Source organism: Desulfobotulus mexicanus, assembly GCF_006175995.1.
In the GTDB taxonomy this organism is placed as follows: domain Bacteria; phylum Desulfobacterota; class Desulfobacteria; order Desulfobacterales; family ASO4-4; genus Desulfobotulus; species Desulfobotulus mexicanus.
The window spans coordinates 1-1,938 of sequence record NZ_VDMB01000061.1; the positions used below are offsets into that span (position 1 = coordinate 1).

Genomic DNA, 1,938 nt, shown 5'->3' on the forward strand with positions numbered 1-1,938 from the left:
TCATTGATCCTGATGTGGCAGAGTATTTTTCTGATTCAAAGGCCATTAATGATGCACTGAGATCCTTTATTCCGGTAATCCAGAAAAATGCTAAAAAACTTGCTGAGCAAAGCCATGGGCATTGATTCCAAATAAAATAAAGGTCGTTTCATATTCCACCAGCACCATGCGTTTTCAGCTCTTGCAGGGGGCAGGTTCTTTGTGCCTGCCCTGTGCTGGCTGCCCCCCTTCCTACTTCCCACTTCCCCTTTTTCAGGCTATGGTCCTTCCTGCCATAAGACACTTTACCACCCTGCATGGAGGCCCCCTTGAACCAGATGCTTACGGATTTTTATGTAAAACCCACATCAGACATCTTCTTCAGGTATCTCTTTGGCATGGAAGAGCATAAGCCCATGCTCATTGATTTTATCAATGGCGTTCTAAAGGACTCCGGCTTTCCCCTGATCACAGACCTTGAAATCAAAAATCCCTTCAACCTCCAGACCATCTACAATGAAAAAGAAAGCATACTGGACATCAAGGCCAAGTCCGTTGACGACAGGTGGTTCGATGTTGAGATGCAGAACCTGTACAGGGCCTTTTTTATGGAAAGAGTCCTGTACTATTGGGCATCCATGTACAGGGAGCAGCTTGGGGAGGGCGAAGACTATTCCCTTCTGAGACCTGCCATGTGTATTAATATCCTTGATTTCAAGATGTTTAAGCATGTGAACAGGCACCACCTTTGCTTTATGCTCCGTGAAAAGGACATGCCTGAGCTTATGCTTACGGATCACCTTGCCCTGCATTTCCTTGAACTTCCCAAGATTACTGATTACAATGTGGAAAAGACCATCGATATGTGGCTCTATTACCTCAAAAACGAAGGCCTGAGCAGGGAGGATAAGATTATGGATACCATCTTGAAGAACAACCCCCACATCGCCAGTGCCAGAGAAAAGTACATCAGGTTCACTCAGGACGAACATATGCGTGAAGCCTATGAGTCCCACCTCAAATGGAAGCGGGATCATAAGACGGATATTAATTATGCCAGAAGAGAGGGTGAGGAGATTGGTACGGTTAAGGGCATGTACAATGAAAAGTACCAGACCATCATGCGTCTTTCCAGACTCAATCTTAATCCCCAGGATATTGCCGCAGGTGTTGGACTCACCCCCGAACAGGTAAAGGCTGTTATTGACGCAGGTGATAAGGGTTTGGATCTGCTTATAGGTGATGATGCTACCAGACATTAAGCCCTTCTTATTTTGATTTCTTACCCATCTATGACCGGACGCAGCCCTGCTGTATGGGTTGTGTCTGGTTGTTGTCTTGCTGGGTATTACGTGGCCCTGTGTGTGTGCCAATCCAATAGCTTTAAGCTGCCCCTGCAGGCTGTCTTGCTTCCCACTTCCCACTGCCCCTTTTTCAGGTTATGGTTCTCCCTGTCATATGAACCAGCAACCAGCGGGAGGCCCCCTTGAACCAAATGCTCACGGATTTTTATGTAAAGCCCACATCGGATATTTTCTTCAAGTTTCTCTTCGGCAAGGAAGAGCATAAGCCCATTCTCATTGATTTTATCAATGCCGTTATGAAAAACTCAGGATTCCCTTTGATCACAGACCTTGTGATTAAAAACCCTTTCAACATCCAGACCATCCTCAATGCCAAAGAAACCATACTGGATATCAAGGCAAAATCTTCTGACGGCAGGTGGATTGATATGGAAATGCAGAACTCGGATAAGGGCTTTTTCGGGGAACGGGCTTTGTATTACTGGACTGACCTCTACGGAGATCAATTGGTTACAGGGGATAATTATTCTACCCTGCGTCCTGTGGTCTGCATCAATATCCTTGATTTTAAGATGTTTAAGAATGTGGATAGATACCACCTCTGCTTCATGCTTCGTGAAAAGGATACGCCGGAACTGCTCCTGACGGATCACCT

Annotated in this window: 2 protein-coding genes; both read left to right on the forward strand. The window is 45.8% G+C overall.

Annotated elements, in window-relative coordinates; translation table 11 throughout:
- Positions 1 to 317 precede the first annotated feature (317 nt).
- Positions 318 to 1,241, forward strand: coding sequence for an Rpn family recombination-promoting nuclease/putative transposase (locus FIM25_RS16860; protein ID WP_246052261.1), 924 nt, complete (start codon positions 318 to 320; stop codon positions 1,239 to 1,241).
- Between the two features lie 233 nt (positions 1,242 to 1,474).
- Positions 1,475 to 1,938, forward strand: a 464-nt coding sequence (locus FIM25_RS16865) for an Rpn family recombination-promoting nuclease/putative transposase (RefSeq protein ID WP_246052263.1), incomplete at its 3' end; no start/stop codon positions are given.

Coding starts and splice junctions, on each gene's coding strand:
- FIM25_RS16860 (WP_246052261.1), top strand. CDS start 318: ATGCTTACGGATTTTTATGTAAAACCCACATCAGACATCTTCTTCAGG.